General features: G+C 70.4%; 22 protein-coding genes and 1 pseudogene. 7 read left to right on the forward strand and 16 right to left on the reverse strand.

The genetic code is table 11. The features are described from left to right. Positions 1–63 precede the first annotated feature (63 nt). Positions 64–1,179, forward strand: a complete 1,116-nt coding sequence (locus FHR33_RS11310) for a ferritin-like domain-containing protein (RefSeq protein ID WP_183645903.1) — start codon at positions 64–66, stop codon at positions 1,177–1,179. A 63-nt stretch (positions 1,180–1,242) separates the two neighbouring features. Here FHR33_RS11310 and FHR33_RS11315 read toward each other — a convergent pair whose 3' ends face one another. Together FHR33_RS11315 and FHR33_RS11320 are read right to left on the reverse strand one after the other, a co-directional pair. Continuing rightward, on the reverse strand, positions 1,243–2,655 hold the full coding sequence (locus tag FHR33_RS11315; protein ID WP_183645905.1) for a pyridoxal phosphate-dependent decarboxylase family protein: 1,413 nt from the start codon (positions 2,653–2,655) through the stop codon (positions 1,243–1,245). Beyond that, on the reverse strand, positions 2,648–3,985 hold the full coding sequence (locus FHR33_RS11320; protein WP_183645907.1) for a sensor histidine kinase: 1,338 nt from the start codon (positions 3,983–3,985) through the stop codon (positions 2,648–2,650). Before FHR33_RS11320 ends, FHR33_RS11315 begins: the two co-directional genes overlap by 8 nt. Before the next feature lie 336 nt (positions 3,986–4,321). On the opposite strand from FHR33_RS11320, the gene FHR33_RS11325 reads away from it, so the two are divergent. Further along, positions 4,322–6,088, forward strand: a complete 1,767-nt coding sequence (locus FHR33_RS11325) for an ABC transporter ATP-binding protein (protein ID WP_246451769.1) — start codon at positions 4,322–4,324, stop codon at positions 6,086–6,088. Further along, entirely contained in the window at positions 6,085–7,905 is a 1,821-nt protein-coding gene (locus tag FHR33_RS11330) for an ABC transporter ATP-binding protein (RefSeq protein ID WP_183645908.1), read from the forward strand. The genes FHR33_RS11325 and FHR33_RS11330 overlap by 4 nt, the downstream gene beginning before the upstream one ends. A 55-nt stretch (positions 7,906–7,960) precedes the next feature. On the opposite strand, the gene FHR33_RS11335 is transcribed toward FHR33_RS11330, so the two are convergent. Next, positions 7,961–8,272 (reverse strand): hypothetical protein, encoded by a 312-nt coding sequence (locus tag FHR33_RS11335; RefSeq protein WP_183645910.1) that lies wholly within the window; start codon positions 8,270–8,272, stop codon positions 7,961–7,963. A gap of 128 nt (positions 8,273–8,400) precedes the next feature. On the opposite strand from FHR33_RS11335, the gene FHR33_RS11340 reads away from it, so the two are divergent. Further along, the gene (locus FHR33_RS11340) at positions 8,401–9,285 is read left to right on the forward strand and encodes an SCO6745 family protein (protein WP_183645912.1); all 885 of its coding nucleotides are present in this window, start codon (positions 8,401–8,403) and stop codon (positions 9,283–9,285) included. A gap of 256 nt (positions 9,286–9,541) precedes the next feature. Here the strand turns inward: FHR33_RS11340 and FHR33_RS50075 are convergent. Beyond that, positions 9,542–9,721: pseudogene (locus FHR33_RS50075) on the reverse strand (DUF202 domain-containing protein); the annotation flags it as partial. Between the two features lie 2 nt (positions 9,722–9,723). Further along, positions 9,724–10,059 carry a DUF202 domain-containing protein gene (locus FHR33_RS11350; RefSeq protein WP_183645914.1) on the reverse strand — a complete coding sequence of 112 codons (336 nt, stop codon included), beginning with the start codon at positions 10,057–10,059 and terminating at the stop codon, positions 9,724–9,726. Positions 10,060–10,120: 61 nt separating this feature from the next. Here FHR33_RS11350 and FHR33_RS11355 point away from each other — a divergent pair, with 61 nt between their 5' ends. Further along, positions 10,121–11,038, forward strand: coding sequence for a DUF3500 domain-containing protein (locus FHR33_RS11355; RefSeq protein WP_221241055.1), 918 nt, complete (start codon positions 10,121–10,123; stop codon positions 11,036–11,038). Here FHR33_RS11355 and FHR33_RS11360 read toward each other — a convergent pair. Genes FHR33_RS11360 through FHR33_RS11390 form a run of 7 tightly spaced genes read right to left on the reverse strand, consistent with a single transcriptional unit; the run spans position 11,035 to position 18,243 of the window. Continuing rightward, on the reverse strand, positions 11,035–11,421 hold the full coding sequence (locus tag FHR33_RS11360) for a DUF8711 family protein (protein WP_183645916.1): 387 nt from the start codon (positions 11,419–11,421) through the stop codon (positions 11,035–11,037). The two genes, FHR33_RS11355 and FHR33_RS11360, sit on opposite strands and share 4 nt — an antisense overlap. Positions 11,422–11,460: 39 nt before the next feature. Continuing rightward, on the reverse strand, positions 11,461–12,753 hold the full coding sequence (locus tag FHR33_RS11365; RefSeq protein WP_312895469.1) for an ABC transporter substrate-binding protein: 1,293 nt from the start codon (positions 12,751–12,753) through the stop codon (positions 11,461–11,463). 13 nt (positions 12,754–12,766) lie between these two features. Continuing rightward, entirely contained in the window at positions 12,767–13,969 is a 1,203-nt protein-coding gene (locus FHR33_RS11370) for a branched-chain amino acid ABC transporter permease (RefSeq protein ID WP_221241056.1), read from the reverse strand. After that, on the reverse strand, positions 13,966–14,853 hold the full coding sequence (locus FHR33_RS11375) for a branched-chain amino acid ABC transporter permease (RefSeq protein ID WP_183645917.1): 888 nt from the start codon (positions 14,851–14,853) through the stop codon (positions 13,966–13,968). Before FHR33_RS11375 ends, FHR33_RS11370 begins: the two co-directional genes overlap by 4 nt. Then, complete coding sequence (locus FHR33_RS11380) at positions 14,850–16,682, reverse strand: AMP-dependent synthetase/ligase (RefSeq protein ID WP_183645919.1); 1,833 nt, start codon at positions 16,680–16,682, stop codon at positions 14,850–14,852. Before FHR33_RS11380 ends, FHR33_RS11375 begins: the two co-directional genes overlap by 4 nt. Continuing rightward, positions 16,679–17,470, reverse strand: a complete 792-nt coding sequence (locus FHR33_RS11385; protein WP_183660009.1) for an ABC transporter ATP-binding protein — start codon at positions 17,468–17,470, stop codon at positions 16,679–16,681. The genes FHR33_RS11380 and FHR33_RS11385 overlap by 4 nt, the downstream gene beginning before the upstream one ends. Beyond that, entirely contained in the window at positions 17,467–18,243 is a 777-nt protein-coding gene (locus tag FHR33_RS11390) for an ABC transporter ATP-binding protein (RefSeq protein ID WP_183645921.1), read from the reverse strand. Before FHR33_RS11390 ends, FHR33_RS11385 begins: the two co-directional genes overlap by 4 nt. 112 nt (positions 18,244–18,355) lie before the next feature. Between FHR33_RS11390 and FHR33_RS51710 the strand changes: the two genes are divergently transcribed. Continuing rightward, on the forward strand, positions 18,356–18,613 hold the full coding sequence (locus tag FHR33_RS51710; protein ID WP_183645923.1) for a UBP-type zinc finger domain-containing protein: 258 nt from the start codon (positions 18,356–18,358) through the stop codon (positions 18,611–18,613). Here the strand turns inward: FHR33_RS51710 and FHR33_RS11400 are convergent. From FHR33_RS11400 to FHR33_RS11410, 3 genes are all read right to left on the reverse strand, one after another. Beyond that, positions 18,610–19,608 (reverse strand): IS481 family transposase, encoded by a 999-nt coding sequence (locus FHR33_RS11400; RefSeq protein WP_183645924.1) that lies wholly within the window; start codon positions 19,606–19,608, stop codon positions 18,610–18,612. The genes FHR33_RS51710 and FHR33_RS11400 overlap by 4 nt on opposite strands. A 127-nt stretch (positions 19,609–19,735) precedes the next feature. Beyond that, on the reverse strand, positions 19,736–21,304 hold the full coding sequence (locus tag FHR33_RS11405; protein ID WP_183645926.1) for a Na+/H+ antiporter: 1,569 nt from the start codon (positions 21,302–21,304) through the stop codon (positions 19,736–19,738). A gap of 88 nt (positions 21,305–21,392) precedes the next feature. Beyond that, a complete protein-coding gene (locus FHR33_RS11410) occupies positions 21,393–22,613 on the reverse strand; it encodes a polyadenylate binding domain-containing protein (RefSeq protein WP_183645927.1) in 1,221 nt (406 codons plus the stop codon). A gap of 238 nt (positions 22,614–22,851) precedes the next feature. Between FHR33_RS11410 and FHR33_RS11415 the strand changes: the two genes are divergently transcribed. Beyond that, positions 22,852–24,855 (forward strand): ATP-dependent DNA helicase, encoded by a 2,004-nt coding sequence (locus FHR33_RS11415; protein ID WP_183645929.1) that lies wholly within the window; start codon positions 22,852–22,854, stop codon positions 24,853–24,855. A gap of 41 nt (positions 24,856–24,896) precedes the next feature. Here FHR33_RS11415 and FHR33_RS52545 read toward each other — a convergent pair whose 3' ends face one another. Continuing rightward, the gene (locus FHR33_RS52545; protein WP_183645931.1) at positions 24,897–25,715 is read right to left on the reverse strand and encodes an MOSC domain-containing protein; all 819 of its coding nucleotides are present in this window, start codon (positions 25,713–25,715) and stop codon (positions 24,897–24,899) included. Positions 25,716–25,805 lie beyond the last annotated feature (90 nt).

Raw genomic sequence — 25,805 nt, forward strand, 5'->3', positions numbered from 1 at the left:
CACGTACACCGTACGTGCAAGTCTCGAAGACGTACGTACGGTGTACGTCCCCCGGGAGGCCGCATGTCGACGCACGATCTCTACACGATCCCCGCCGAGCTCTCCACGTGGAATGTGGACATGGCCGGGTCCAGCCGTTTCACCTGGGAGTACGACGACGGCCGTGACCGCATGCTGGCCCTTTACCAAAAGGGCAAGGACAAGCAGTGGGACTCCGTGAAACGGATCGACTGGGATCTCGAGGTCGATCCCTACAACGTCCTCGGCATGCCCGACAACACCATCGCCATCTACGGCACGCCGCTGTGGGAGCGCATGGACGACAGGACGCGGGCCGAGGTCCGAAGGCACGGCGCCGCCTGGCAGTTCTCCCAGTTCCTGCACGGGGAGCAGGGCGCGATGATCTGCTCGGCGAGGATCGTCGAGTCGGTGCCCGACCTCGACTCCAAGTTCTACGCCGCCACCCAGACCATGGACGAGGCCAGGCACGCCGAGACCTACGCGCGCTTCCTGCAGGAGAAGGTGGGCCTGGCCTACCCGATCAACGAGCACCTCAAGGCGCTGCTCGACTCGACGCTGTCCGACTCCAGGTGGGACATGCCGTACCTGGGCATGCAGGTGCTGATCGAGGGCCTGGCGCTGGCGGCCTTCGGCGTCATGCGCGACATCACCACCAAGCCGCTGCCCAAGCAGATCCTCGCCTACGTCATGCAGGACGAGGCGCGGCACGTCGCGTTCGGCCGGATGGCGCTGCGCGACTACTACAAGAACCTGTCGGAGGCGGAGCTGCGCGAGCGCGAGGACTTCGTCATCGAGGGCTGCTACCTGATGCGCGACCGCCTGCGCGGCAGGGAGACCTGGGAGACGCTCGGCCTCTCGCGCGCCGAGGTGGACGAGGCGATGACCTCGGTCGACCAGTCGGAGTACCTGCGCATCTTCAGGTCGCTGCTGTTCAGCAGGATCGTGCCGTGCGTGAAGGACATCGGCCTGTGGTCGCCGCGCCTGCAGCAGGCCTACGCGGACATGGGCGTGCTCGAGATGGCGGGACAGTCGCTCGAGGCGCTGATGAAGCAGGACGAGGACATCGCCGACAAGCTCGACGCGGAGCGGTTCGCCGCCGAGGAGGCCGAACGCCACGCGGAGGTGTCGGAGACCATCGCGATGGGCGCGACCTCCTGACCGTCCTGGGCGAGGGGGCGGGGGATCCCGCCGAAGGCGCGATCCCCGGCCCAGGGCCGCCGGTCAGAGCCGGTCGGCCAGTTCTCTGAGCACCTGCCAGAAGTAGTCGATGTCCGCCTCGGTGGTGCGCCAGTTGACGATGGCAGGGCGCAGCGCGGTCACGCCCCTGTAGGTGGTCGTCCCCGCGTAGACGCGGCCGTCGGCCAGCAACGCCGCGCCGAGCCGGCGGTTGAGGTCGTCGAGCTCCTCCTTCTCCTTCGTCCCCTCGGGGCGGTACCTGAAGCACACCACGCACAACGGCACAGGGGCGAGCAGCTCCATGTCGGGCGCCTTGTCCACGGCCTCGGCCAGGTGCAGGGCCAGGTCGTGGTGGCGCTCGACCAGCCGGGCGTAGCCCTGCCTGCCGTACGCCCTGAGCGTCGCCCAGATCGGCAGCGCCCGCGCCCTGCGCGAAGACTCGGGACCGAGGTTGTTGTAGTTGACGTCGGAGGGCAGGTAGTGGGCGCCCCACGCGCCGAACGACCTGAACATCAGGTCCTGGTCGCGCACGAAGGCGAAGCCGCTCTCGTAGGGGACGTTGAGCCACTTGTGCCCGTCGGCGGTGATCGAGTCGGCCCGCTCCACGCCCTCCACCAGGTGCCGCAGGCGCGGCGAGGCGGCGGCGAACAGGCCGAAGGCGCCGTCCACGTGCAGCCAGGCGCCGTACCGCCCGGCCAGGTCGGCCAGGTCGGCGATCGGGTCGAAGTCTCCCGTGTTGACCTCCCCCGCGTTGCCGACGATCACCGCGGGTCCTTCCAGCGCCGCCAGCTCCCTCTCCATCGCCTCCAGATCGACCCTGCCCGCTTCGTCGCGCGCGCACACGGTCACGCCGTCGCGGCCGACGCCGAGCATCTGGAGCGCCTTGCGGCTGCTGGGGTGGATGTAGCCGCCGGCCAGCACCGGCATCCTGGGCAGTCCGGCCAGGCCCTGCGAGGTGACGTCGGCGCCGTGCCGCTCGCCCCACCACTGCCTCGCGCACGCCAGGCCTGTCAGGTTCGCGAACGTGGCGCTCGGTGTCAGCACCCCGCCGTACGCCGGGGGCAGGCCGAACAGGTCCTTGAGCCAGTCGAGCGCGACCCGCTCGGCCCTGGCGGCCAGCGGCGAGGTCAGGTGCAGGCCGCTCGACTGGTCGAGCAGCGAGGTCACCCAGTCGGCGGCCTGCGCGGCGGGCGTGGCGCCGCCGACGACGAAGTGGAAGAAGCGCGGGCCCGAGGTCTGGGTGGAGGCCTCGGTCCCGACTGCGAGCAGCTGCTCGACGGCGGCCATCGTGCCCTCGCCCTCCTCGGAGAGCGGGCCTTCCAGCAGGTCGAGCAGGTGGTCGGCGGAGTGGTCGTGGACAGGGCGCTCGCCCAGCGAGCCGAGGTACGGCTCGGCGGCCGCGGCGACGAGGTTCAGCGCGGCGGTGGCCTGCTCCCGCTCGGACAGTGGATCACTCATTTCCGGATTGTGCCTCCTCGGCGGGGGAAGCGAGCGGGAGACGCAGCACCAGGCGGGTGCCCTTCGCCGAGTCCCCGACGCGCAGGGTGCCGCCGTGGGCGGTGGCGATGTCGCGGGCGATGGCCAGGCCGAGGCCGGTGCCGCCGTGGTCGCGCGAGCGGGCCGTGTCGAGCCTGGTGAACCGCTGGAAGACGGCCTCCCGCTGGTCTTCGGGGATGCCCGGCCCGTCGTCGTGCACCTCCACCACCCCCTCGTCACCGCGGCGCGAGACCGTGACGTGGACGGCTTGGCCGCCGTGCCTGTCGGCGTTGGACAGCAGGTTCGTCACCAGCCTGTCGAGTCGCAGGCGGTTGCCGCGCACCATCAGGCGTGGCTCGACGCAGGTGGTGAAGGGAAGGCGGAAGCAGCGGCGGTCCATCTCGTCGGCCACCAGCTTGCCGAGGTCGAGCAGCTCCTCCGTGGGACGTGTCCCCTCGTCGAGCCTCGCCATGAGCAGCAGGTCCTGGACGATGGCCGACAGCCGCCTGGCGTCGCCGAGCGCCTCCTCCAGTGTCTGAGCGCACTCCTCGGGATCGGGCCTGACGGCGCACGCCTCCAGCCGCACCAGCATCGCCGTCAGCGGGGTGCGCAGCTCGTGCGAGGCGTCGGAGACGAAGCGGCGCTGCCGCTCGACGGCCTCCTCCAGCCTGCCCAGCGTGTCGTTGACGGTGACGGCCAGCCGGGCCACCTCGTCGCCGGTGTCGGGCACCGGCATCCTGTCGCCGAGGTCGGTGGCGCTGATCTGCTCCAGGCCCGACCTGATGCGTTCCACGGGGGCCAGGACGCGGCCGACACCGATCCACGCCGCCCACCCCATCAGCGCGAGCAGGACGAGCGCGGCGGCGCCCAGGATCACGGCCAGGAGCGGGACGTTCAGCACCGCCGACTCCCTGACCGCCGCGTAGGCCACGGCCGGGCCGTACGCGGTGGACCTGTTGCTGGTGCCCACGACGATCAGGCAGTTCTCGCCGCCGGCGCGGCAGACCCTGTCCAGGACCCTGGAGTCGCCGCCGACGGGCACGGCGCGGGTGAGGAGCGGCTCCCCCTCCAGGGGGGCGCTGGCGGCGACCACCTCTCCCCTCGCGTCCACCACCTGCAGCAGGAAGACCTCGCCCTGCGACGGGATCGGGCCCTGGATCGGCCGGGTGTCGATGAGAGTCGTGACCATGCGGCTGGCCTCGTCCGCGCGGTCGACGAGCTGGGCGCGCGCCCATGAGGGCAGGGTCAGGCAGAGCGTCACGACGCCTACCAGGAGGACGACGCCGAACAGCGCCACCGTGGCGACCGTCATGCGGGCCCTGATGGAGCGTGGGCGAAATCTGCTGAACTGCACCTTTCCACGGTCACCGACGGCCCATCACGGCCGGTGCAAACAGGGCTCACGAGCGGCTATAGAACCTCTCACGAACCGGTGCACGGGGCGCTTCGGCCCGTTCGCGGCATGGTGCGGATCTACGGACGGTCAAGCGAGGGAATGGCGGCGCGGCCTGGTACGGTCGCGGGCGGCAACGCCCCGGACGGGCGAGTTCGACCTCGCCTGACCGCCACGCGACAGGGGCCCCAGGGAGAGCACTCTGAGGGCTTTCGTCACCAAAAATGGGTTGATCCCACTATTAATCTAGAAGGGATGCCTCCCGATACGAACTCCCCCAGACGTCCCCTGCTCGCTTCCAACTCCCTGTGGCGCATGCGCTCCTATCTGCGCCCCCACATCGGCAAGCTGGTCTTCATCTGGCTCGTCGCCATCCTCGGCATAGCCGCCAGCATCGCCTTCCCCCTCGTGGGCAAGGAGGTGATCGACGCCGAGCAGACCGCCGACCTGCTCCCCCTCGGGCTCCTGGCGGTGGGCGTCGGCGTCGCGGAAGCCCTGATGATCTTCCTCAGGCGATGGGTGCAGACCAAGCCGGTCCTCGGCCTCGAGACCGAGATCCGCGACGACCTCTACGAGCACCTGCAGCGCCTGCCGATGGCCTTCCACAGCGACTGGCAGTCGGGCCAGCTGCTCTCGCGCGCGACGACCGACCTGTCGACCATCCGCCGCTTCCTCGGCTTCGGCATGCTGTTCCTGGTCATGAACGTCATCCAGCTCACCACGGTGACGATCGTGCTGCTCAACATGTACTGGCCGCTGGGCCTGCTGGTGGCGGCCTCCGCCGTGCCCATCATCTGGGTGTCGCTGCGCTTCGAGAAGAAGTACATCAAGATCTCGCGCCAGGTCCAGGACGAGCAGGGCGACCTCGCCACACTCGTCGAGGAGTCCGCGATCGGGATCCGCACGATCAAGGCCTTCGGCCGCCGCCACCACGTCTACGACAGCTTCGACGAGTCCGCGCGCAAGGTCTACGCCACCTCGATCGACAAGGTCGGGCTCTCGGCCAAATTCTTCACCTTCCTCGAGGTGATCCCGAACTTCACCCTCGCCCTGGTGCTCCTGCTGGGCGCGCTGGCCGTGGGCACAGGGGGGCTGACGCTGGGCACCCTGGTCGCCTTCACCACGCTGATGCTTCAACTGGTGTGGCCGATCGCGAGCCTCGGCTACATCCTGGCGATGGCACAGGAGTCGATGACCTCGGCCGACCGCGTCATGGAGGTCATGGACACCGTGCCCTCGATCAGGGACGGCTCGGAGACGATCGAGGACCCCAGGGGCCATCTGCGCCTCGAGGGCGTGGGCTTCCGCTTCCCCGGAGCCGAGCGCCCTGTTCTGCACGACGTCTGGCTCGACGTGCGGCCGGGCGAGACGGTCGCGGTGGTCGGCGCCACGGGCTCGGGCAAGACGACGCTCACCGCGCTGGTGCCCCGCCTGGTCGACGTGACCTCGGGCCGGGTCACCATCGACGGACACGACGTGCGCGACCTCAAGCTGAGCGTGCTGCGCGACGTCGTCGCCACCGCCTTCGAGGAGCCCACGCTGTTCTCGATGAGCGTGCGCGAGAACCTCACGCTGGGCCACCGCGAGGCCACCGACGAGGAGGTGCGCGAGGCCCTGGAGGTGGCGCAGGCGACCTTCGTCTACGACCTGCCGTGGGGTCTCGACACCCGCATCGGCGAGCAGGGCATGTCGCTGTCGGGCGGTCAGCGTCAGCGCCTGGCGCTGGCGCGCGCGGTGCTGTCCAAGCCGAAGATCCTCGTCCTCGACGACACGCTGTCGGCGCTGGACGTGGAGACGGAGGCGCTGGTGGAGGAGGCGCTGCGGCACGTGCTGCGCGAGGCGACAGGCATCGTGGTCGCCCACCGCGCCTCGACCGTGCTGCTCGCCGACAAGGTGGCGCTGCTGCGCGGCGGCACGATCACCCATGTCGGCACCCACCAGGAGCTGCTCGCCGACGTGCCGGAGTACCGCGAGCTGCTGGCGCAGGACGCCGACATGTCCGAGGAAGGGGCCCTGCGATGACGACCGCCACCGACTGGCGCGGCGTCGCCTCGGAGAACAAGGACGACCTTCCCGAGAAGGTGTCCCTGCTGCTGCGCACCCGTTCGCGCAAGCTGCTGACCGACCTGCTCAGCCCGCACCGCAAGGCGATCGCGCTGCTCAGCGCGGTCATCGTCTGCTCGAGCGGCGCAGGCCTCGCCATCCCCTACCTGGTGAAGGTCGGCATCGACTCGGGCATCCCGCCGATGGCCAGGGGCGAGGGCTCAGGCACGCTGCTGACCGTGATCGCGGTCATCCTGGCCGCCGCCGTCACCCAGGCGCTGACCAGGCAGGCCTTCCTGAAGATGTCGGGCCGTATCGGCCAGGACATCCTGCTCGAACTGCGCCGCAGGGTCTTCGACCACTTCCAGCGGCTCTCACTGTCCTTCCACGAGAAGTACACCTCGGGCAGGGTCATCTCGCGGCTGACCTCCGACATCGAGGCGATCGCCGAGCTGCTGCAGTCGGGCTTCGACGGGCTGGTCACCGCGGTGCTGACGATGTTCGGCACCGCGGCGCTGCTGCTGATCCTCGACGTGCACCTGGGCCTGGTGGCGCTGGTGCCGCTGCCGATCCTGCTGCTGTTCACCCGGTGGTTCCGCCGCCAGTCGGCTCTCACCTACCGGCGGACCAGGGAGACGGTCGCGCTGGTCATCGTCCACTTCGTGGAGTCGATGACCGGCATCAGGGCCGTGCAGGCCTTCCGCCGCGAGCCGCGCAACCAGGAGATCTTCGGCCAGCTCAACACCGACTACCGCGACGCCAACGCCCGCGCCATGCAGCTGATCGCGGTGTTCATGCCCGGCATCAAGCTCATCGGCAACCTCACGATCGCCGGGGTGCTGATCTACGGCGGCTGGCTGGCCTTCCACGACGAGGTCACGGTCGGCGTGCTGGCGGCCTTCCTGCTCTACCTGCGCCAGTTCTACGAGCCGATGCAGGAGATCAGCCAGTTCTACAACACCCTGCAGTCGGCGGGCGCGGCGCTGGAGAAGCTGTCGGGCGTGCTGGAGGAGGAGCCCTCGGTCCCCGAGCCGCCGCGCGGCGCGGAGCTCGCCAGGGCGCGCGGCGAGGTCCGCTTCGAGGGCACCGCGTTCTCCTACGTGCCGGAGATGCCGATCCTGCCGCGCCTCGACCTGACCATCCCGGCGGGTCAGAGCGTGGCGCTGGTCGGGGCGACGGGCGCGGGCAAGACCACGCTGGCCAAGCTCATCGCCCGCTTCTACGACCCCACCGAGGGCCGGGTGCTGCTGGACGGCGTGGACCTGCGCGATCTCGACGAGACGACGCTGCGCGGAGCCGTGGTGATGGTGACGCAGGAGAACTTCCTGTTCTCGGGCACGGTCGCGGAGAACATCGGCTTCGGCCGTCCGGGCGCCTCCCGCAAGGAGATCGTCGAGGCGGCCGAGGCGATCGGCGCGCACGAGTTCATCTCGGCGCTGCCCGACGGCTACGACACCGAGGTCGGCAAGCGAGGCGGCCGCATGTCGGCCGGTCAGCGCCAGCTGGTCGCCTTCGCGCGCGCCTTCCTCGCCGACCCCTCGGTGCTCATCCTGGACGAGGCCACCTCCTCGCTCGACGTGCCGAGCGAGCGGCTGGTCCAGCGGGCGCTGCGCACGATCCTGGCCGACAGGACCGCGCTGATCATCGCGCACCGCCTGTCGACGGTGGAGATCGCCGACAGGGTGCTGGTGATGGACAAGGGCGTGATCGTCGAGGACGGCTCGCCCGAGCAGCTCGTCGCCTCGTCAGGCCGCTTCGCCGGCCTGCACCAGGCCTGGCTCGACAGCCTCGCCTGAGCGACGCGAGAGGGCGCGGCCCCGCCACGGCGGGGCCGCGCCGGTGCGTTCGCCACTACATGATCGGCGCCCGCCAGGTGAACTTCAGCGCCGTCTCCTGCGCGATCTCCCTGGGCGCCGGCACCACGGGCTCGGCCCTCTTGGCCAGGTAGCCCGAGGGGAACGTGGTGATCTGGACCGCCCCGCACTTCGGGCAGCTCCTGTCGGAGTTGGGCGGCTGGACCGACACGCCGGACCTCAGCCAGACCTCCACCTCGTTGCCGTGGTCGTCGGTGAGACGTCTGACGAGGTACTCCTCTTCCCAGACATGCCAGCAGCACTGGCACTCGAACGGCCACGTCTCCCTCGCGTCATAGCCTTCTCGCACGAGGATCACCTCCGCCTCTCTTCCGAGTGTCCGCCTCCATGCCCGGCGCTCGCAAGCCATTGACGAGGGAGAAAACGGCCCGTAGGTTCCCATACCGACCGGTTGGTTCACGAGCGAGGAGAGCGTCGATGGTCGATCCCCACGTGGCGAGGCGGGCATGGCGACGCCTTGAGCCGGTGCACGGCATGATCTACTTCGTCCCCGAGGCGAGCGAGCGGTACGCCGCGCTCGGCCTCACCGGACAGATGACGGGCTACTTCGCCTCCAGGGGCGCCGCCTTCGGCGAGGCGAGCGCCGAGGTGGTCATCGCGGCCTTCTTCAACTTCAACCCCGCCCTCGTACGGCGGGCGCTGCCCTCCGCGTGGGAGGTGACCACACCCGCCAAGGTACTCGAGGCCAGGATGGAGGCGGCCGAGGCGGCGCTGCGCAGGGGCGGCATCGACACGGCGGGCGCGCTCGAGGAGACGCTCGCGCTGGCCAGGAGGGCGGCGGAGGCGGCGGCCGAGCACCTGCACGGCAGGCCGTTGTTCGCCGCGCACACCACGCTGCCGTGGCCCGGCGAGCCGCTGCGCGACCTGTTCCACGCCCAGACCCTGCTGAGGGAGTTCAGGGGCGACGGCCACGTCGCGGTGCTGACCTCGGAGGGACTGTCTCCCGTGGAGGCGCTCGCGATGCACGCGGCGGGCGGCGACGTGCCCGAGATCTTCCTGCGGGCGTCGCGCGGCTGGCCCGAGGAGGCCTGGGCGGCGGCGGTCGCCTCGCTGCGCGCGAAGGGCCTGCTGGCCGGAGCCGCCGACGGGCAGGCCGCCGACGCCCCGCCCCCCGGAGGCGGCTGGACCGCGGCGGGCCTGACCGAGGAGGGCAGGCGGCTGCGCGCCCACATCGAGGCGAGGACCGACGAGCTGGCCCTTCCCGCCTACGCCGCGCTCGGCGAGCAGGGATGCGCGCGCCTGGCCGAGCTCGCCCAGCCGTTCGGGCGGGCCGTGGTGAGCGCGGGGCTGCTCGCGGTGTAGGGGCTGCTCGGTGGAGCCACCCGACCCGAAGACGGGCGGCCGTCCGCGCTGGAGGCGGGGCGGCCGTCCGCGCGGGCGGCGGGGCGGGCGGCGGGGCGGCCGTTAGAGGGTGGAGACGACCACGAAGCAGGGCCGCGCCCACGACCACGCAGAGCGTGCCGATCCAGGCCACCAGGGCGTCCAGGCGGCCGTCGAGCGGGTCACCGCGATGCAGGGCGAGCTGAACGGCGCGGAAGCGGGCCGAGGTGCGCACGAGCAGGATTCCTCCGCACAGGGCGGCCAGCGCGAACCCGGCCACGAACACCGGGCCGAGACCGGTGCGCGCCGACAGGCCGGCCGCGGCGAGGCCGCCCGTGGACAGTGCGACCGCCGTGCGCACCCAGGCCAGGCGGGTGCGCTCGCTCTGCAGTCCGGGGTCCCAGATCTCGCTCGACATGGTCAGACGGTCATCAGGATGAGCACGAGGGCGACGACCGCCACCGCGGCCACGCCGTAGCCGAAGACGGCGGCCAGCGCGGGGGGCGGCAGCGGGGCCTGGTTGCGCAGCGCGCGCTGGATGTTGCGCCAGCGCGGGTAGGCCATGCCCGCGGCCAGCGCGGCGAGCGCGACGAGCATCACCGACAGGACGGTGCGCGCCCACGGGACGAAGACGTCGTCGGCCACCGCCGCCATGGCGACGCCGCCCGCGCACAGCGCCAGGGAGGTGCTCAGCCAGGTCAGGAACGTCCTCTCGTTGGCGAGGGTGAACCGGGGGTCGGGCTCGGTGCCGTTCATGTCTCCACGCTAGTTCGACCCCATTTCCCCTAGAGAAGCTGGGATAGGAGATCCTGGGAGCATGCGCATGGCGGAGATCGCGGCACAGTTCCTCGGCGGCCTCACCGACCCCCAGCGGCAGGCCGCCGCCTACCCCTTCCACGACCCGCGGCGGCTGCGCTGGACGTACGTGCCCACGCCCAGGCCGGGGGTGTCGCTGCTCGGGCTGGACAGGCAGTCCCGCAAGGGGGCCCACAGGCTGCTGGCCACCGCGCTGTCGCGGCACGCCTTCGCCCAGGTGGTCACGATCATGGCGCTGGAGGAGGTGCTCGACCTCGACGAGGGAGGCGCCAGGGGCCGCCACAGCGACGACTACCACCTGGCCGTCTTCGGCACACCAGGCGACGAGGAGTGGGGCTGGCGCTTCGAGGGTCACCACGTGTCGGTCACGGCGACGGTCAGCGGCGGGCGGGTGGAGGTCGCGCCGCTGTTCCTCGGCGCCCATCCGGCGGGCGTCTGGTACGGCTCAGCCGCGGTCGTGCGTCCGCTGCCGCTGGAGGAGGAGCTGGCCAGGGCGCTGCTGGCCGAGCTGTCACCCGCCCTGCGCGGCCGGGCGATCGTCGCCGACGAGGCGCCGCCCGACATCCTGACCGGCACCTCGGAGGTGACCTCGGCGCTGGAGCCGCTGGGCGTGCGCGGCGCCTCCATGGGCTCGGCCGAGCGCGACCTACTGGCCGGGCTGACGGCCGTCTACGTGGACCGGCTGGCTCCCGAGCTGCGCGGCAGCCACGACGCGGCAGGGCTGTCGTTCGCGTGGGCCGGCCCCGTCACGCCCGGGGCCGGGCACTACTACCGCATCCAGGGGCAGGGCCTGCTGATCGAGTACGACAACACGGCGGACGCCGCCGACCACGCGCACACGGTCATCAGGCGTCCCGGCGCCGACTTCGGCGCGGCGATCCTGCCCGCGCATCTGACCGGCGAGCTGGGCCTGTCCTAGCTGCAGGCCTCCTTCAGCTTGGTCAGGTAGGCGGTGGTGTCAGTGCCGACCTTCTGGACCGCGTCGACCGCCTCGTTGGCGCTGGTGACGTTGAGCTTGCCGAGGCTGGTGGCCAGGTCGTCCGTCGCCTCCTTGAGCGTGGTGTTGGAGGCCTTGTCGGCCACCTCGCCGAGCTTCTGCGAGGCGGAGTTGAGCTCCTTCTCCATCGCGGCGGGGTCGTTGACCAGGGTGCCGATCTTGGTGACGGTCTCGGTGATGATCTTGGGGGCCTCCAGGCAGGCCTGCGCCTTGTCGACCGTCGCGTTGATCTCGCTGCACCCGGTGGCGAAGACGGCCACGGCGAAGGCGGCGAGGGGCACGAACCTGCTGGAAACGAGTCGCATACCGACGACCCTATCCAACGGCCGCGCCCCCCGCGATGATCAGGACAGCTTGCTGAAACAGGGACCGTCCATCGTGTGAGCCTGCGCGGTGGGCCCTGTGAAGAAGTCCTTCACCTCCGTGACCCCGGTCGGCGCCGACTCGTCCACCTTGTTGATCAGCGTCTGCCGGAACGTGGCCGCGTTCGCGTCGCCCGCGAAGTTGCCCGCCTCCGGGGGCAGCATGCCCTCGTAGTCGACGGTCGCCAGCGTCTTGACCGCCGCCAGCAGGCCCTTGCGGCTGACGTCGCCGCCGGCGACCATCTTCTCCAGCGCCGCCTTCAGCGGGTAGGACCACGCCCAGCCCGAGGTGTAGCCGTCGTTGGGCGTCACGCCCGGCAGCGCGTCACGCATGGCCCGGTGGCCCGGCGTGTCGGCTCCGTACGGCTTGCCGGGCGACGACTGCTCGTACAGCGCCTTCAGCGCGGGCGCGGCAGGCGACTTGAGCAGGGCGGGGTTCCACGTCGGGCCCGTGCCGATGAAGCGGCCCTTGTATCCCGCGGCGGCGGACTGCCCGATGATCGCGGCAGCGTCGGCGGGGCCCGTGGTGAGGATGACCAGGTCGGGCTTGTTCTTGGTGATCTCGGTGATGGCCCTGCCCTGCTCGGTGGCGCCCGAGGGGGTCTCCACCGCGGTGAACTCCAGCCCGTTCTTCTCCGCGGCGATCTTCGCGCCCGCCGCCGCGTCGGCGCCGTAGTCACCGGCCAGGTGGACGGCCATCACGGTCTTGGGCTTGTAGGCCTCCATCGCGTAGTCCACCGAGTTCATGGCCTCGATGCAGTAGTTGGAGCCGGTCTCGATGATGACGTCCTCGAACTCCCACGCCGAGGTCCAGGAGGCGGGCGCGGCGACCACGCTGTTGGCCTTGAGGTCGTCGATGATCGCCGCGGTCGTCGGCGAACCGAGCGTCTGGGCCAGGCCGAGCACCTTGTCCTTGATCTCGTTGTAGACCTGCCGGTGGGTCTCGGGGTTGTACTTGTTGTCCCTGACGTAGCTCTCGACGTCCACCTCGTATTTGCCGCCGATGCCGCCGGCGGTGTTGACCCGCTTCCAGAAGGCCTTCTGCGCGTCGGTGATGGGGACGGCCAGCGCCGCGAACGGCCCCTGGGTGAGGTCGGAGACGGTGCCGAGGTAGATGCACCCCTTCTTCTTGTCGATGGCCTTGGGACATGGTTCGTTGGTGACGCCCGTTGCCACGGCGCCGCCCTTGCTGCCCTCGTCGTCCCCCCGGATGACGCCACATGCGGACAGAAGGGCCACTACCGCGACCCCGGTCACGACATAGCGACTCTTCACGAAATTTCCTCTCTTAGTAGGAGAAGGGCCAGCTCTTCCAGTAGTTGCGGACGCGGATCCAGACGCCGAACAGACCACGCGGCTCGAAGACCAGGAAGAGGATGATCAGCAGGCCGTACAGCACGGTCTCGACCTGGAAGACGTTGGGAGTGACCGTCGTGTCGGCGCTGACGAACGGCACCAGCGCGGGCAGCGACCTGGTCAGCGGCTGCAGCAGCGAGATGAACAGCGCGCCCGCGATCGCGCCGGACACGGTGGCCACCCCGCCGATCAGCACCATCGCGATGAACTGCACCGACAGCAGCAGGCTGAAGGAGCCGGGCTCCACGTAGCCGCTGATGCTGTAGAGCAGCGCGCCCGCGCAGCCGGCGTAGAAGGAGGAGATGCCGAAGGCCAGCACCTTGTACCTGGTCAGCGGCACCCCCATGACCTCGGCGGCGATGTCGCGGTCACGGATGGCCATGAACGCCCTGCCGATGCGCGAGCGCGCCAGGTTGCGCGCGGCGACGGCGAAGACGATGAGCAGGACCAGCATCAGCAGGTAGAGCAGCTGCTCCCGGGTGCCGAGCGGCCCGTCCTGGTCGAGACGCACGCCGAACAGCTGCGGCACCGCGGCCGAGCGGCCGACGCCGGGCCCTCCCGTCAGGGCGTCCCACTCCTTGAAGATGTGCTCGCCGAGGAAGACCAGGCCGAGCGTGACGACGGCCAGGTAGAGCCCGCGCAACCTGGTGGCCAGCGGCGCGACCAGCACGCCTGCCGCGGCGGCCATCAGCCCCGCGGCCGGCAGCCAGATCCAGATCTCCGCGACGCCGAACCCGAGCGTCCTGCCGCCGGGCGGCCCCGACAGCGCCGCGCCCGTGTAGGCGCCGATGGCGACGAAGAAGGCGTGGCCGAGCGAGACCTGGCCCGCGTAGCCGGTGACGATGTTGAGCCCGATCGCCCCGATCGCCAGCACGTACGCGCCCGCCAGCACCTCCAGCGAGCGGTCGGCCAGCACGACCGACAGCCCGAACGCCACCAGCACCAGCAGCCCGGTCCAGACCTTCTTGGCCCCGGTGTCGAGCAGCGCCATGTCCTGGCTGTAGGAGGTGTAGAGCAGCGGGCGCCCACGGGGTCTGCGAGACCGTCCGGTCGGTATGTCGGCGGCCCAGGCCATGGGCGGGCGCCCCTGCTTCCACGGGCGCCGTTCCTTCGTCGGCGATTCCCTGTCGCTCATACCCGCTCCACCTCTTTGGTGCCCCACAGGCCGTAGGGTCTGATGAGCAGCACCACCAGCATCACCACGTACGGCGTGACCACCGCGAAGTTCTGTCCCAGCCACGGCGCGAGCTGGCCCTGGTAGCTCTGGAACAGCGACTCGACCACGCCGATCGCGAGGCCGCCGACCACCGCTCCGCCGAGTGAGTCGAGCCCGCCGACGATGATCGCAGGCAGCGCCTTGAGCGCGATGATCCAGGTCAGCTGCTCCACGCCCTGGCCCGTGCCGACGAACATGCCTGCGATCGCGGCGAGGAAGCCGGCCAGCCCCCACGACAGCGCGAACACCATGCCGACCGAGACCCCCTGGGCGAGCGCGGTCTCCTGGTCGAAGGCGGCCGCCCGCATGGCCAGGCCGTACCTGGTGTAGCGGAAGAAGGCGAACAGCAGGCCGACGAGCACGGCCGTGACCAGGAGCATGGCCAGCCACCTGGTCTGCACCACGAACGGGCCGAAGGAGACCTGCGTGAAGCCCCAGGGGTCGCCCATCTGCCGCACGTCGCGCCCGATGAAGGCGTTCACGACCACCCGCACCACCACGTCGACGCCGAGCGTGATGATCGCGACCACGAAGAAGGGACGGCCCACCATGGGCCTGATCGCGACGCGCTCGATCACCAGCGCGACCCCCGCGATCAGCAGCCCCGCCAGGAGCACCGCCAGGTAGAACCCGGTGACCTCGGCCAGGTAGCTGACCGCGACGGCCCCCGCCAGCATCAGCGACGGCTGGGCGAAGCTGATGACCCTGGTCGCCTTGTAGATGATCACGAAACCGAGGGCGAGCAGCGCGTAGACCGAGCCGTTGCCCAGGCCCCTGATGACCGACTCCACCACGTCCGTCACCGGCGGTACATCCCTTCGACGAGCTCCTCGAACAGCTTGGCGATGGCCGAGCGCTTGACCTTCTGGGTGGCGGTGAGCTCGCCGTCCTCGTGGTCGAGCTCCTTGGGCAGGAAGGCGAAGCGCCTGACCTGCTCGACCCTGGCGAACCTCTGGTTGACCTCGTCGACGATGCCCTGCACCAGCTCACGCACCTCGCTCTTCTCCGACAGGTCCCTGTAGGTGGTGTAGGACAGGCCGCGCCTGCGCGCCCACTCCCCCACGGTGTCGAGCTCGATGCCGATCAGCGCCACCAGGTAGGGCCGCTGGTCGCCGATCACCACCGCCTCCTTGATGTACGGCGAGGCCTTCAGCGCGTTCTCCATCTCGCTGGGCGCGACGTTCTTGCCGCCGGCGGTGATGAGGATGTCCTTCATCCTGTCGGTGATGCGCACGTGCGTGCCCTCGACCCATTCGCCGACGTCGCCGGTGTGCAGCCAGCCGTCCTCGTCCAGCACGTCGGCGGTGGCGCGGGGATTGCGCCAGTATCCGGCGAAGGTGCCGGGGTGCCTGGTGAGGATCTCCCCCGTCAGCTCGTCGATCCTGAGCTCGACGCCCTCCTGGGGCTCGCCGACCGTGCCGAGCCTGATCCTGCCCGGACGGTTGCCGGTGGCGATCGCGGTGTTCTCGCTCATGCCGTACACCTCGTGCATGGCCACGCCGATGCCCATGTAGAACTTGAGCACGTCAGGCGCGATGGGCGCGGCGCCCGAGGCCGCGTAGCGGACGCGGCGCATGCCGAGGCGCTCGCGCAGCGAGCGGTAGCACATCAGCCAGCCCAGGCCGTAGAGGGCCCTGGTGCCCATGGTGTGCCTGCCGCCCGTGCGCACGAGGGTGTCGCCGATGCGGTCGGCCACGCGCAGCCAGAGGCGGGTGGTGAGCCGCTTCAGCGGGGAGGCCGAGTCGATCTTGATGTTGACCTGCGCGAGGATCTTCTCCCAGATGCGCGGCACGCCGAACAGGATGGTCGGCTGCACCTCTCGCAGGTTGGCCTGCACGGTGTCGATGGACTCGGCGAAGTTCACCTGCACGCCGGCGGCCGAGTTGAACCAGACCGTGAAGGCGCGCTCGGCGACGTGGCACAGCGGCAGGTAGGAGACGATCAGGTCGCGCTCCGAGGGCGGAGGCGAGGTGAAGCCGCCGTTCTCGACCAGCGTCCGCACCGCGAACTCCACGTTCGCCACGGTCAGCATGACCCCCTTTGGCGGGCCCGTGGTCCCCGAGGTGTAGATGAGCGTCATGACGTCGCCCGGTTCGGCGCTCGCCATCCGCTCCTCCAGGGGACCCGCCCGCTCGGCGCCCATGGCCAGCAGTTCCTCCCACGACATCAGCCGCGGGTCGTCGTAGCGCCCTCTGATGCCGCGCGGTTCCAGGTAGACGATGCGTTCGAGGTCGGGGCACTCGTCGATGACCGCCAAGGCCTTGTCGACCTGCTCCTGGTCCTCGGCGATGAGAATCTTCGCGCCCGAGTTCGACAGCAGGTAGGCCACCTCGGCGGGCGGGTTGGTCGGGTAGAGGCCGACCGTGATGCCCCTGATCGCGACGGTGGCCAGGTCGGCGTAGAGCCACTCGGGTCTGTTCTCCGAGTGGACGGCCACCCTGTCGCCGGGCTGCACCCCCAGCGCCATCAGGGCGTGCGCCACCAGCTCGACGTGCGTCCAGTAGGTGAGCCAGCCGGCCTCCTTCCAGATGCCGAAGTCCTTGTAGCGCATCGCGACCGCGCCAGGGCTCTCCTCGGCCCTGCGGCGCACCCTGGTGGCGATGGTCTGCGTTCTCGTTGCCGTCATTGTCATGCGGCGCCTCCCAGGTACGCCTCGATGACCTTGGGGTCCTGCTGCACCCGCGCGGGCGTGCCGAGCGCGACCTGACGGCCGAAGTCGAGCACGAGCACCCGGTCGGCCAGGTCCATGACCAGGCCCATGTCGTGGTCGACGAGCACGATGGGGATGCCGAGCTCGTCGCGGATGTCCAGGACGAACCTGGCCATGTCCTCGGTCTCCTCCAGGTTCATCCCGGCCACGGGCTCGTCGAGCAGCAGCAGCTTGGGCTCCATCGCCAGGGCGCGGCCCAGCTCCACCCTCTTCTGCACCCCGTAGGGCAGCAGCCGCACCGGGTGCCTGCGCCAGGCCTCCAGTTCGAGGAAGTCGACGATGTCCTCGATCCTGGCCCTCGCCTCGAGCTCCTCCCTGCGCGCTTTGCCGTACCAGAGGACGGCGGGCAGCGCGCCGTAGCGGAAGTGGCAGTGGCGGCCGAGCATCAGGTTGTCCAGGACGGTCAGGTTGTGGAACAGCTCGACGTTCTGGAAGGTGCGGGCCAGGCCCATGGCGGCGATCTCGTGCGGGCGCCTGCCGAGCAGGTCGGCGCCGAGGAAGGTGACACCGCCCTGCTGCGGGCGGTAGACGCCGGACAGCACGTTGAAGATGGAGGTCTTGCCCGCGCCGTTGGGGCCGATCACGGCGAACAGCTCGGTGGGGCCGACGGTGAAGGAGACGCCGTCGATCGCCTTCACACCGGCGAACGAGAGCCGCACGTCCCGCACGTCGAGGACGTCGGGCGCGCCGGGGGGTTCGGGGGCGGTCATGAGAGCCACCGCTTCCTTCTCTTGTAGTGCTTGACGTCCCTGAAGGACTTGGCGGCTCCCTCGGCGCCCAGGCCCAGGTAGAACTCCTTGATGTCCTCGTCGGCCAGCAACTCGGCCGCGGGCTTGTCCATGACGATCTTGCCGGTCTCCATCACGTAGCCGTGGGCGGCGATCGACAGGGCCATGGTGGCGTTCTGCTCGACCAGCAGGACGGTCGTGCCCTGCTTGTTGATCTCGATGATGAGGTCGCGGATCTGCCCGACCAGCGCGGGCGCGAGGCCGAGGCTCGGCTCGTCCATCAGCAGGTAGCGGGGGCCCGCCATGAGCGCCCTGCCGACCGCGAGCATCTGCTGCTCGCCGCCCGACAGGTAGCCCGACACGCTCCTGCGCCGCTGCTTGAGGACGGGGAACAGACCGTAGACGCGGTCCAGGTGCGACTCGGTGGCGGTGTGTCCGCCGACCTTGAGGTTCTCCTCGACGGTGAGCTCGGCCAGGATGCGGCGGCCCTCCATGACCTGGCTGACGCCCCGCCTGACGATCTGGGCGGGTCTCAGGGTGTGGAGCGGCCTGCCGTCCAGGGTGACGGAGCCTTTGGTGATCTCTCCGTCGTGCACGTCGAGCAGGCCCGACAGGGCGCGCAGGAGAGTGGTCTTGCCCGCGCCGTTGGCGCCGAGCAGCGCGACGATCGAGCCGGGCGGCACGGTGAGACTGACGCCGCGCAGCACGAGCATCACATCGTCGTACACGACCTCGAGATTGCGAACCTCAAGCAAGCGGGCCTCCTAGGTGGCGACCCCCCGATGAGAGAAAGGGTCGCCTTCACCAAGCGCTCGATCAAGGGGTGCGACCAAATTGGAACCCTGTTCTGGTTCTAAGCTTCCTGTCATGGCAATTTGCGAGCATCTTTCCAAGGCAGGAGACCCTTCCCCGCGTACACCGGAGGGCTGCGAGGAGTGTCTGGCCACGGGGGGCCGCTGGGTGCATCTGCGGCGCTGCCTCGACTGCGGGCACATCGGCTGCTGCGACTCCTCGCCCGGCAAGCACGCCTCCAGCCACTTCCGCATGGTGGGTCATCCGGTCATGCAGTCGTTCGAGCCGGGCGAGGACTGGCGGTGGTGCTTCACCGACAACACCATGGGCTAGCTGTACTGCCCAGGGACGTTGGTCAACCTGGTGATGGGTGGTTTGCCGCCGGTAGCGGTGTGGGGCCGGTGGTGATTGTAGTGATGGAGCCAAGCCGGTAGGGCTTTGCGGCGTGCTCGTTCTGAGGTGTAGAAGCGCCCCAGGGCCCAGCCGTCTGCCAGGGTGCGGTGGAAGCGTTCGACTTTGCCGTTGGTCTGAGGGCGGTAGGGGCGGGTCTTCTTGGGCCGGATGCCGAGTTCGGCGCACGCATCACGCCAGGCGTGGGATTTGTAGGCCGATCCGTTGTCGCTGAGCACCCGCTGGATGGTGACACCGCGTTCGGCGAACCAGGCAACGGCGTTGCGCAGGACGTCGATCGCGGTGGCGGCTCTCTCATCGTCACGGATTTCGGCGTAGGCAACGCGTGAGTGGTCATCGACGACGGTGTGCACGAAGGCGGTGCCGATGCGGGGCTCATAGCGGGTGTTGCGGGCGCCGGTGCGGCGAGCGGTGGCCTCTCGGTTGCGCTCGCCTTGGACTCTGCCGAGGTAGCGCCAGCCGCCGCCATCGGGGATGTTGCCGAGTTTCTTGACGTCGACGTGCAGCATCGCGCCGGGCCGGTCGTGCTCGTAGCGTCTGATCGCCTCGCCGGTGGCGCGGTCGATGTGTGAGAGCCGGTTGATCCGGCACCTGCTCAGGACGGCGTGCACGGTCGAGGCCGGCATGCCGAGCCGCCCGGCGATCTGGACCGGGCCCAGACGCTGCTTCCATCGCAGGTGCACGATCTTGCGTACTACCGGCTGCGGCGTCCTGGACGGGCTGCGGTGTGGCCTGGAGGACCGATCGGCCATCGCGGCCGCACCGTGCTGGGCGTAACGACCGGCCCACCGCTTGGCGGTCGGCCAGGACACGTCATAACGCTCCGCGGCTCTGGCGATCGGCCAGCCGTCATCGACGATCAAGCGCGCCAGCCGAAGACGTGCGCGAGGAGTCAAAGCGGCATTAGCGTGGGACACGAAGGCCTCCTGTTGGCGGAGCGGTTCCTAGACAGCTCCACTCCACAACCGGAGGCCTTCGTCATCGCAGATTCAGACCATGTCGTCACACAATCTCAACCAACCTGCCTGGGCAGTACAGCTAGCGCTAGCGCTCGAGGATCGCCTCTTCGAAGTCGAGCTCCGCCGTCACCCGGCGGAGCACCTCGTCGTCCAGCCTTCGCTCGTCGCGCAGCCTGACGAGCACCTCGCGCTCGGCGGCGAGCATCTCCCTGCGCAGGCGCCGGTAGAGGCGGCTGGGCGTCTCCGCGCCGCCCTGGCCGGTGCCGCCGCCCAGGCGCTCCCAGGCGGTGAGGGCGCGCCGCTCCGACTTCTGCCGCAGCATGTCGATGACCTCGCCGTGGATCTGGTCGCCGGGCTCCTCACGCAGCACCTCCTCCAGCCTGGCCAGGCCCGCCTCGACGGCGGCCTGCTGGGCGGCGGCCTCCGACAGGTTGTCCTCGTACTCCTCGCGCTCGCTCGAGACGCGCAGCTTCCTGATCAGCGTGGGGAAGGTCAGGCCCTGAACCAGCAGGGTGAGGATGACGGTGCTGAAGGTCAGGAAGAGCAGCAGGTCGCGCTCGGGGAAGCCCTCGGGGATGGCGAAGGCGGCCGCCAGCGAGACCACGCCGCGCATGCCCGCCCAGCCGACGATGACCACGTGCTGCCACGGCGGCCTCGGCGCGCTCTTCAGCCACAGCAGCGGCAGGTAGGCCGAGGGGAAGACCCAGACGAACCTGGCCAGCACGGTGACGGCGAAGATGGCCAGCACGTAGCCCGCCACCTCCCATGGGCTGCGGCCCGCCAGCCCGCTGAGCACCGGCACCAGCTGCAGGCCGATCAGCGCGAAGACGATCGACTCCAGCATGAAGTCGACGACCTTCCACACCGATGACAGCAGCACCCGGGTGCCCGCGCCGGTGCGGTGCATCCGGTAGCCGAGGTAGAGCCCGACGATCACCACCGCGATCACGCCTGAGGCGTGCACCGACTCGGCGCCCAGATAGGTGGCGAACGGGATCAGCAGCATCACGGTGTTCTCGACCAGCGCGTCGCGCGTCCGCCCCAGCAGCCAGCCGGACGCCAGCGCGACGGCGAGGCCGATCAGCACGCCGCCGACGGCGGTGTAGAGGAACTCGCCGACCCCCTCGATCAGGCTGATGCCGTGTCCCACGACCGCGCCGATGGCGACGCGGTAGACGGTCAGCGCCGTGGCGTCGTTGAACAGGCTCTCGCCGATGAGGATGGTCAGCGGCCTGCGCGGCAGGCCGAGCCTGCGCCCGACCGCGACGGCGGCGACGGCGTCGGGAGGGGCGATGATCGCGCCCAGCGCGAACGCGGCGGCCAGGGGCAGGTCGGGCAGCAGCAGATGCACCACGCCGCCGACGACCAGCGTGGTGAACAGCACCAGGCCGATCGAGAGCATGCCGATCGCCCGCTTGTTCTCGCGCAGGCTGAGGTAGGAGCTCTCCAGCGCCGCCGAGTAGAGCAGCGGCGGCAGGAACACGTAGAGGATGAGCTCGGGCTCCAGCTTGATGGAGGGCACGAGCGGCGAGACCACCAACCCTGCCAGCACCAGCAGCAGCGGAGCGGGCCAGCCCCTTCGCCTGGCCACCCAGGCGACCGCGATCGCCCCGCCCGCCACGAGCAGCCAGTAAAGGCCGGTCGACGCTTCCACGCGCTCCCCCTGCTAGGCAGCGGGCCAGGTCAGGCCCGCGGCACGATTCTCACTCGGCACGGGGACATCTTAGACAGGGGCGTGGCGATCACCACTCGCGGCGTTCGGTCCTGTCTTCCTGGTGCTGCTGCTCGGGGCGCAGGCGCTCGCCGGTGACGAACATCTGGTCGTTGACGTAGGGGCGGTGCATGCTCGGGTCGGGCTGCTGGTGCGGCGGCTGCGTCTGGTAGGCGCCAGGACCGAGGCCGAGCGGGTCGGCGGGGTTCAGCGGCGACTGCGGGTAGCCGGGCTGCTGGCCGCCGTACTGCTCGGGTGGCGGGTACTGGCCGGGCCGGCCGTACTGGTCAGACTGCCCGTACTGATCCGGCTTGCCGTACTGGTCAGGCTGGGCGTACCGCTCGGGCTGGGCGTACTGCTCGTGCTGGACGTACTGGTCCTGCTGGGTGTACGGCTCGGGCTGCGGGTAGGCCTCGGCGACGGGCCTGCGGCCCGCTCCGGGGATGCCGTGCATGGGCGTGCCGAGACCCGCCGCGCCCGGGACCGCCGGGGCGCTCTGCGCGCGCTGGGGCGGCGGCGAGAAGGGGTCGGTGTACGGCGCGGGGGCGGCCTGCTGCGGCGGCTGGGTGTAGGGGTCCTGGTGGACCGGAAGCTGCTGCGTGGCCGCCTGGTGAAGGGGCTGCTGCGCGGCGAACGGGTCGGAGGGGGTCTGCTGGTGGGCGCCGCCCTGCCCGGGGAAGCCGAACGGGTCGGTCGACTGGGGCGAGCGCTCGACGGGCAGCTGGTAGTCGGGCATCTGGTAGCCGGGCCCGCCCAGCGGGTCGGCGGCCCTGGCCGCCTGCGGCTCGGCGGCGCGTGGCCTGCCGTCGGCGCCGATCACGGGCTCGCGCTGGTCCTGGTAGGCCGTGGCGACGAGCTTGTCCTGCTGCGGCGGCGCCCCCCTGGCGACGAGGACGTCGCTGGGCGCGAGCGTGGCCGTGGGCCTGTCGTCGTGCTGTGGGCGCTGCGGGTCGTGCTCGAAGGGCGGCGGCCGGTGGTACGTGCCCGTCCCCGGATACTCGCCCACCTCCACGGGGGGCTCGACCACGACGGGCGGCTGCTCGCCGGTGGCCTCCGCGTAGCCGTCATCGAGGGTGTCGAGCAGCCGCCCGACGTCTTCCATCGGCATCCGGAAACTGCCGGTGCACATCTCCCCTCGCCACAGGCTGAGCACCAGGGTGCCCTCGTGCCACGTGACCCGGAGACACCGCTCCTGACCTCGTGCATCGAAGAACACTTCGCCGAACGACGGCAACGGGACAACTTCCGACATGGCAGACATACTGCTTTAACCAGCCTTTATTCGTCCACTCAACCTTCAGAAACCCTAGCGAAACGGGCCTTACGCCCCCACCTCGGGCCCCACACGCCACAGCAGGAAGATCTTCTTTGACCTGGCGGGTTATCTCCGCAAGTGTGCCACGGGGAACGGCCGACGGGGCCTGGAACGCCAGGATGCGTCCGCCCGATGACTGCGCGTTCTGTCACCGCGAGCGGGTACGGTTTCTGCCGTGCCGGACTCCACTCTCCCTCCAGTCGAAGAGCTGCTATCCATCGCCGTGGGCGCCCTGGGAGGGAGCGACCGGCCTGGGCAGATCACCATGGTCAAGGCCGTGCAGAAGGCCATCGACGACGAGGAGCACCTCGCCGTCCAGGCCGGCACGGGCACCGGCAAGTCGCTGGCCTACCTGGTGCCGTCGATCAGGCACGCGATGGAGTCCGACTCCCCCGTGGTGGTCTCCACCGCCACCATCGCGCTGCAGCGCCAGCTCGTCGACCGCGACCTGCCGCGCCTGGCCGAGACCCTGGGCAAGGAGCTGCCGCACGAGCCGACCTTCGCCATCCTCAAGGGGCGGCGCAACTACCTGTGCCGCTACAAGGCGACGGCGGGGTGGCCCGAGGAGGAGCAGGACCAGCTCTTCGATCCGCGCGAGGTGAGCGCGACGGGCCGGATGGTCCAGCGCATCCAGGAGTGGGCGGAGGAGACGACCACGGGTGACCGCGACGAGCTGGTCCCCGGCGTCAACGAGCAGGCCTGGCGGCAGTTCTCGGTGAGCGCCAAGGAGTGCCTGGGCGCCCAGCGCTGCCCGAGCGGCGCCGAGTGCTTCGCCGAGCTCGCCAAGGCGCGCGCGGGAGAGGTCGACGTGGTGGTCACCAACCACGCGCTGCTGGCGATCGACGCCATGGAGGGCATGGCGATCCTGCCCGAACACGAGGTGGTGGTCGTCGACGAGGCGCACGAGCTGGTCGACAGGGTCACCTCGGTGGTGACCGACGAGCTGTCGGAGGCGGCGATCGCGCTGGCCGTACGGCGGGTCGGCAGGCTCATCGAGCAGCCGATCGCCGACCAGCTCCTCGAGGCGGGCGAAGACCTCAAGGCGCTGCTGGAGGCGGCGCCGCCCGGCCGCATCGACGAGCTTCCCGAGGTGCTCGGCCTCACCCTGGCCCTCGTGCGCGACAGCGCCGCCAGATGTCTCACGGCGATGGGCTCGCGCGGCGCCGACAAGGACGACCCTGACAAGGCCGGCCAGCGCAAGGCGGCCTTCACCGCGCTCGACGAGGTGCACGACACCGCCGTGCGCATGCTCGAGGCCTACGGCCACGCCACCGAGGTCGACAGGGCGGAGGTGGTGTGGCTCGACGGCAGCACCGACCGGCGTCCGGCGACGCTGCGCGTGGCGCCGCTGAGCGTGGGCGGCATGCTGCGCGACAAGCTGTTCGGCGAGCGCACCGTGGTGCTCACCTCGGCCACGCTCGCGCTGGGCGGCACCTTCGACGGCCTGGCCAAGCAGTGGGGGCTCGGCGACCCGGAGCGAAGGAGCTCGGGAGGAGAGAGCGACAGCCGTAAGCGCGGGTGGACGGGCATCGACGTCGGCTCGCCCTTCGACCATCCGCGCGCGGGCATCCTCTACGTCGCCAAGCACCTGCCCCAGCCGGGGCGCGACGGGCTGCCGCAGGCCTACCTCGACGAGATCGCCGAGCTGATCGAGGCGGCCGGCGGGCGCACGCTGGGGCTGTTCTCCTCCATGCGGGCGGCCAAGGCCGCCACCGAGGCGCTGCGCGACAGGCTCGACGTCCCGCTGCTGTGCCAGGGCGACGACTCGACGATGCTGCTGGTCAAGCAGTTCGCCGAGGACGAGCCGACGTGCCTGTTCGGCACGCTGTCGCTGTGGCAGGGCGTGGACGTGCCCGGGCCGTCGCTGCGGCTGGTGATCATCGACAGGGTGCCGTTCCCCAGGCCCGACGATCCGCTCACCTCCGCCAGGCAGCGGCACGTGGTGGCCAAGGGCGGCAACGGGTTCATGGCGGTGGCGGCCAACCACGCGGCGCTGCTGCTGGCGCAGGGGGCGGGGCGGCTGCTGCGGGCGCAGGACGACAAGGGAGTGGTGGCGGTGCTCGACCCCCGGCTGGCCACGGCGCGTTACAGCGGGTTCCTGCTGAACTCGCTGCCGCCGTTCTGGAGGACGAGCGACCCGGCGGTGGTCCGCACCGCTCTGAAACGCCTGACGGGCTGAGAGCTCCCGCCGGGTCGGAACCGGCCGCCACGGATCCCCTTCTATCCCGCGATCACGGGATCTCCCACCCGGATCTCGCCCACGTCCCGCGGAACGAGGCGGATGCCGAACCAGGTCTTGCCGTCCCACCTGCGGTGCGCGGCGAGCGTACGGAGAGGCTCCTTGCCCTTGCGGTAGGTGTGAGGGTCGATGGTGGTCACCGCGCACCGGTCGCACAGCTCGGAGACGCGGAAGGAGACCGTGCCGATGCGGACCTCGCGCCAGGTGTCCTCCTCGAACGGCTCGGCGCCCTCGACCATCACGCTGGGCCTGAAGCGCAGCGGCGAGAGCGGGCCCGCCGAGGCCTCACCGCGTTCGGCGGCGCCCTGCTCGATCCATTCGTCGAGCCTGCGCGAGGAGGCCGTGGTGATGAGCAGCAGCGGGGCGTCCCATGCGAAGCTCACCACCTCGCCGGGCAGTCCGCCGTGGGCGGGGTCGACGGAGCGGCGGGCGGGATCGTCGAGCCACACCAGCCTGGCGGGGACGCCGAGCAGCTCGGTGAACCACGCGTGCGCCTCGGGCGCGGCCAGCATGGCGTGGTCGAGGCCGGTGAAACCCACGGGCACTCTCGGGCCGTCCGCGGGCGGCACCCTGAGATCGGGCAGGCCCCGCGCGGACAGCAGCAGGCCGCCCGCAGGGAGCTCGGTGGCCGTGACGGCGAGCAGACGGGGGTACTCGCCGAGCCAGAGGTTGTCGCCGTCGGGGCCGACCACGGCCCAGCGGCGATCGCCTTCGAGGCCCCACGGGTGGACGTGGGCGCGGTCGACCGCCCGTCCGGTCACCGATTTGATCGGGTAGACATGGATCTCCGAGAGAATCACGCCCTTTACTGTAGCTCTCGAGAGAGCGCTCTCTGGCGATCTGCTCTAGACCGGGGCACGGGTTTTTGTCGGCACCAACCGCTACCTTCT

Source organism: Nonomuraea dietziae, from assembly GCF_014195505.1.
GTDB classification, from domain to species: Bacteria; Actinomycetota; Actinomycetes; order Streptosporangiales; family Streptosporangiaceae; genus Nonomuraea; species Nonomuraea roseola.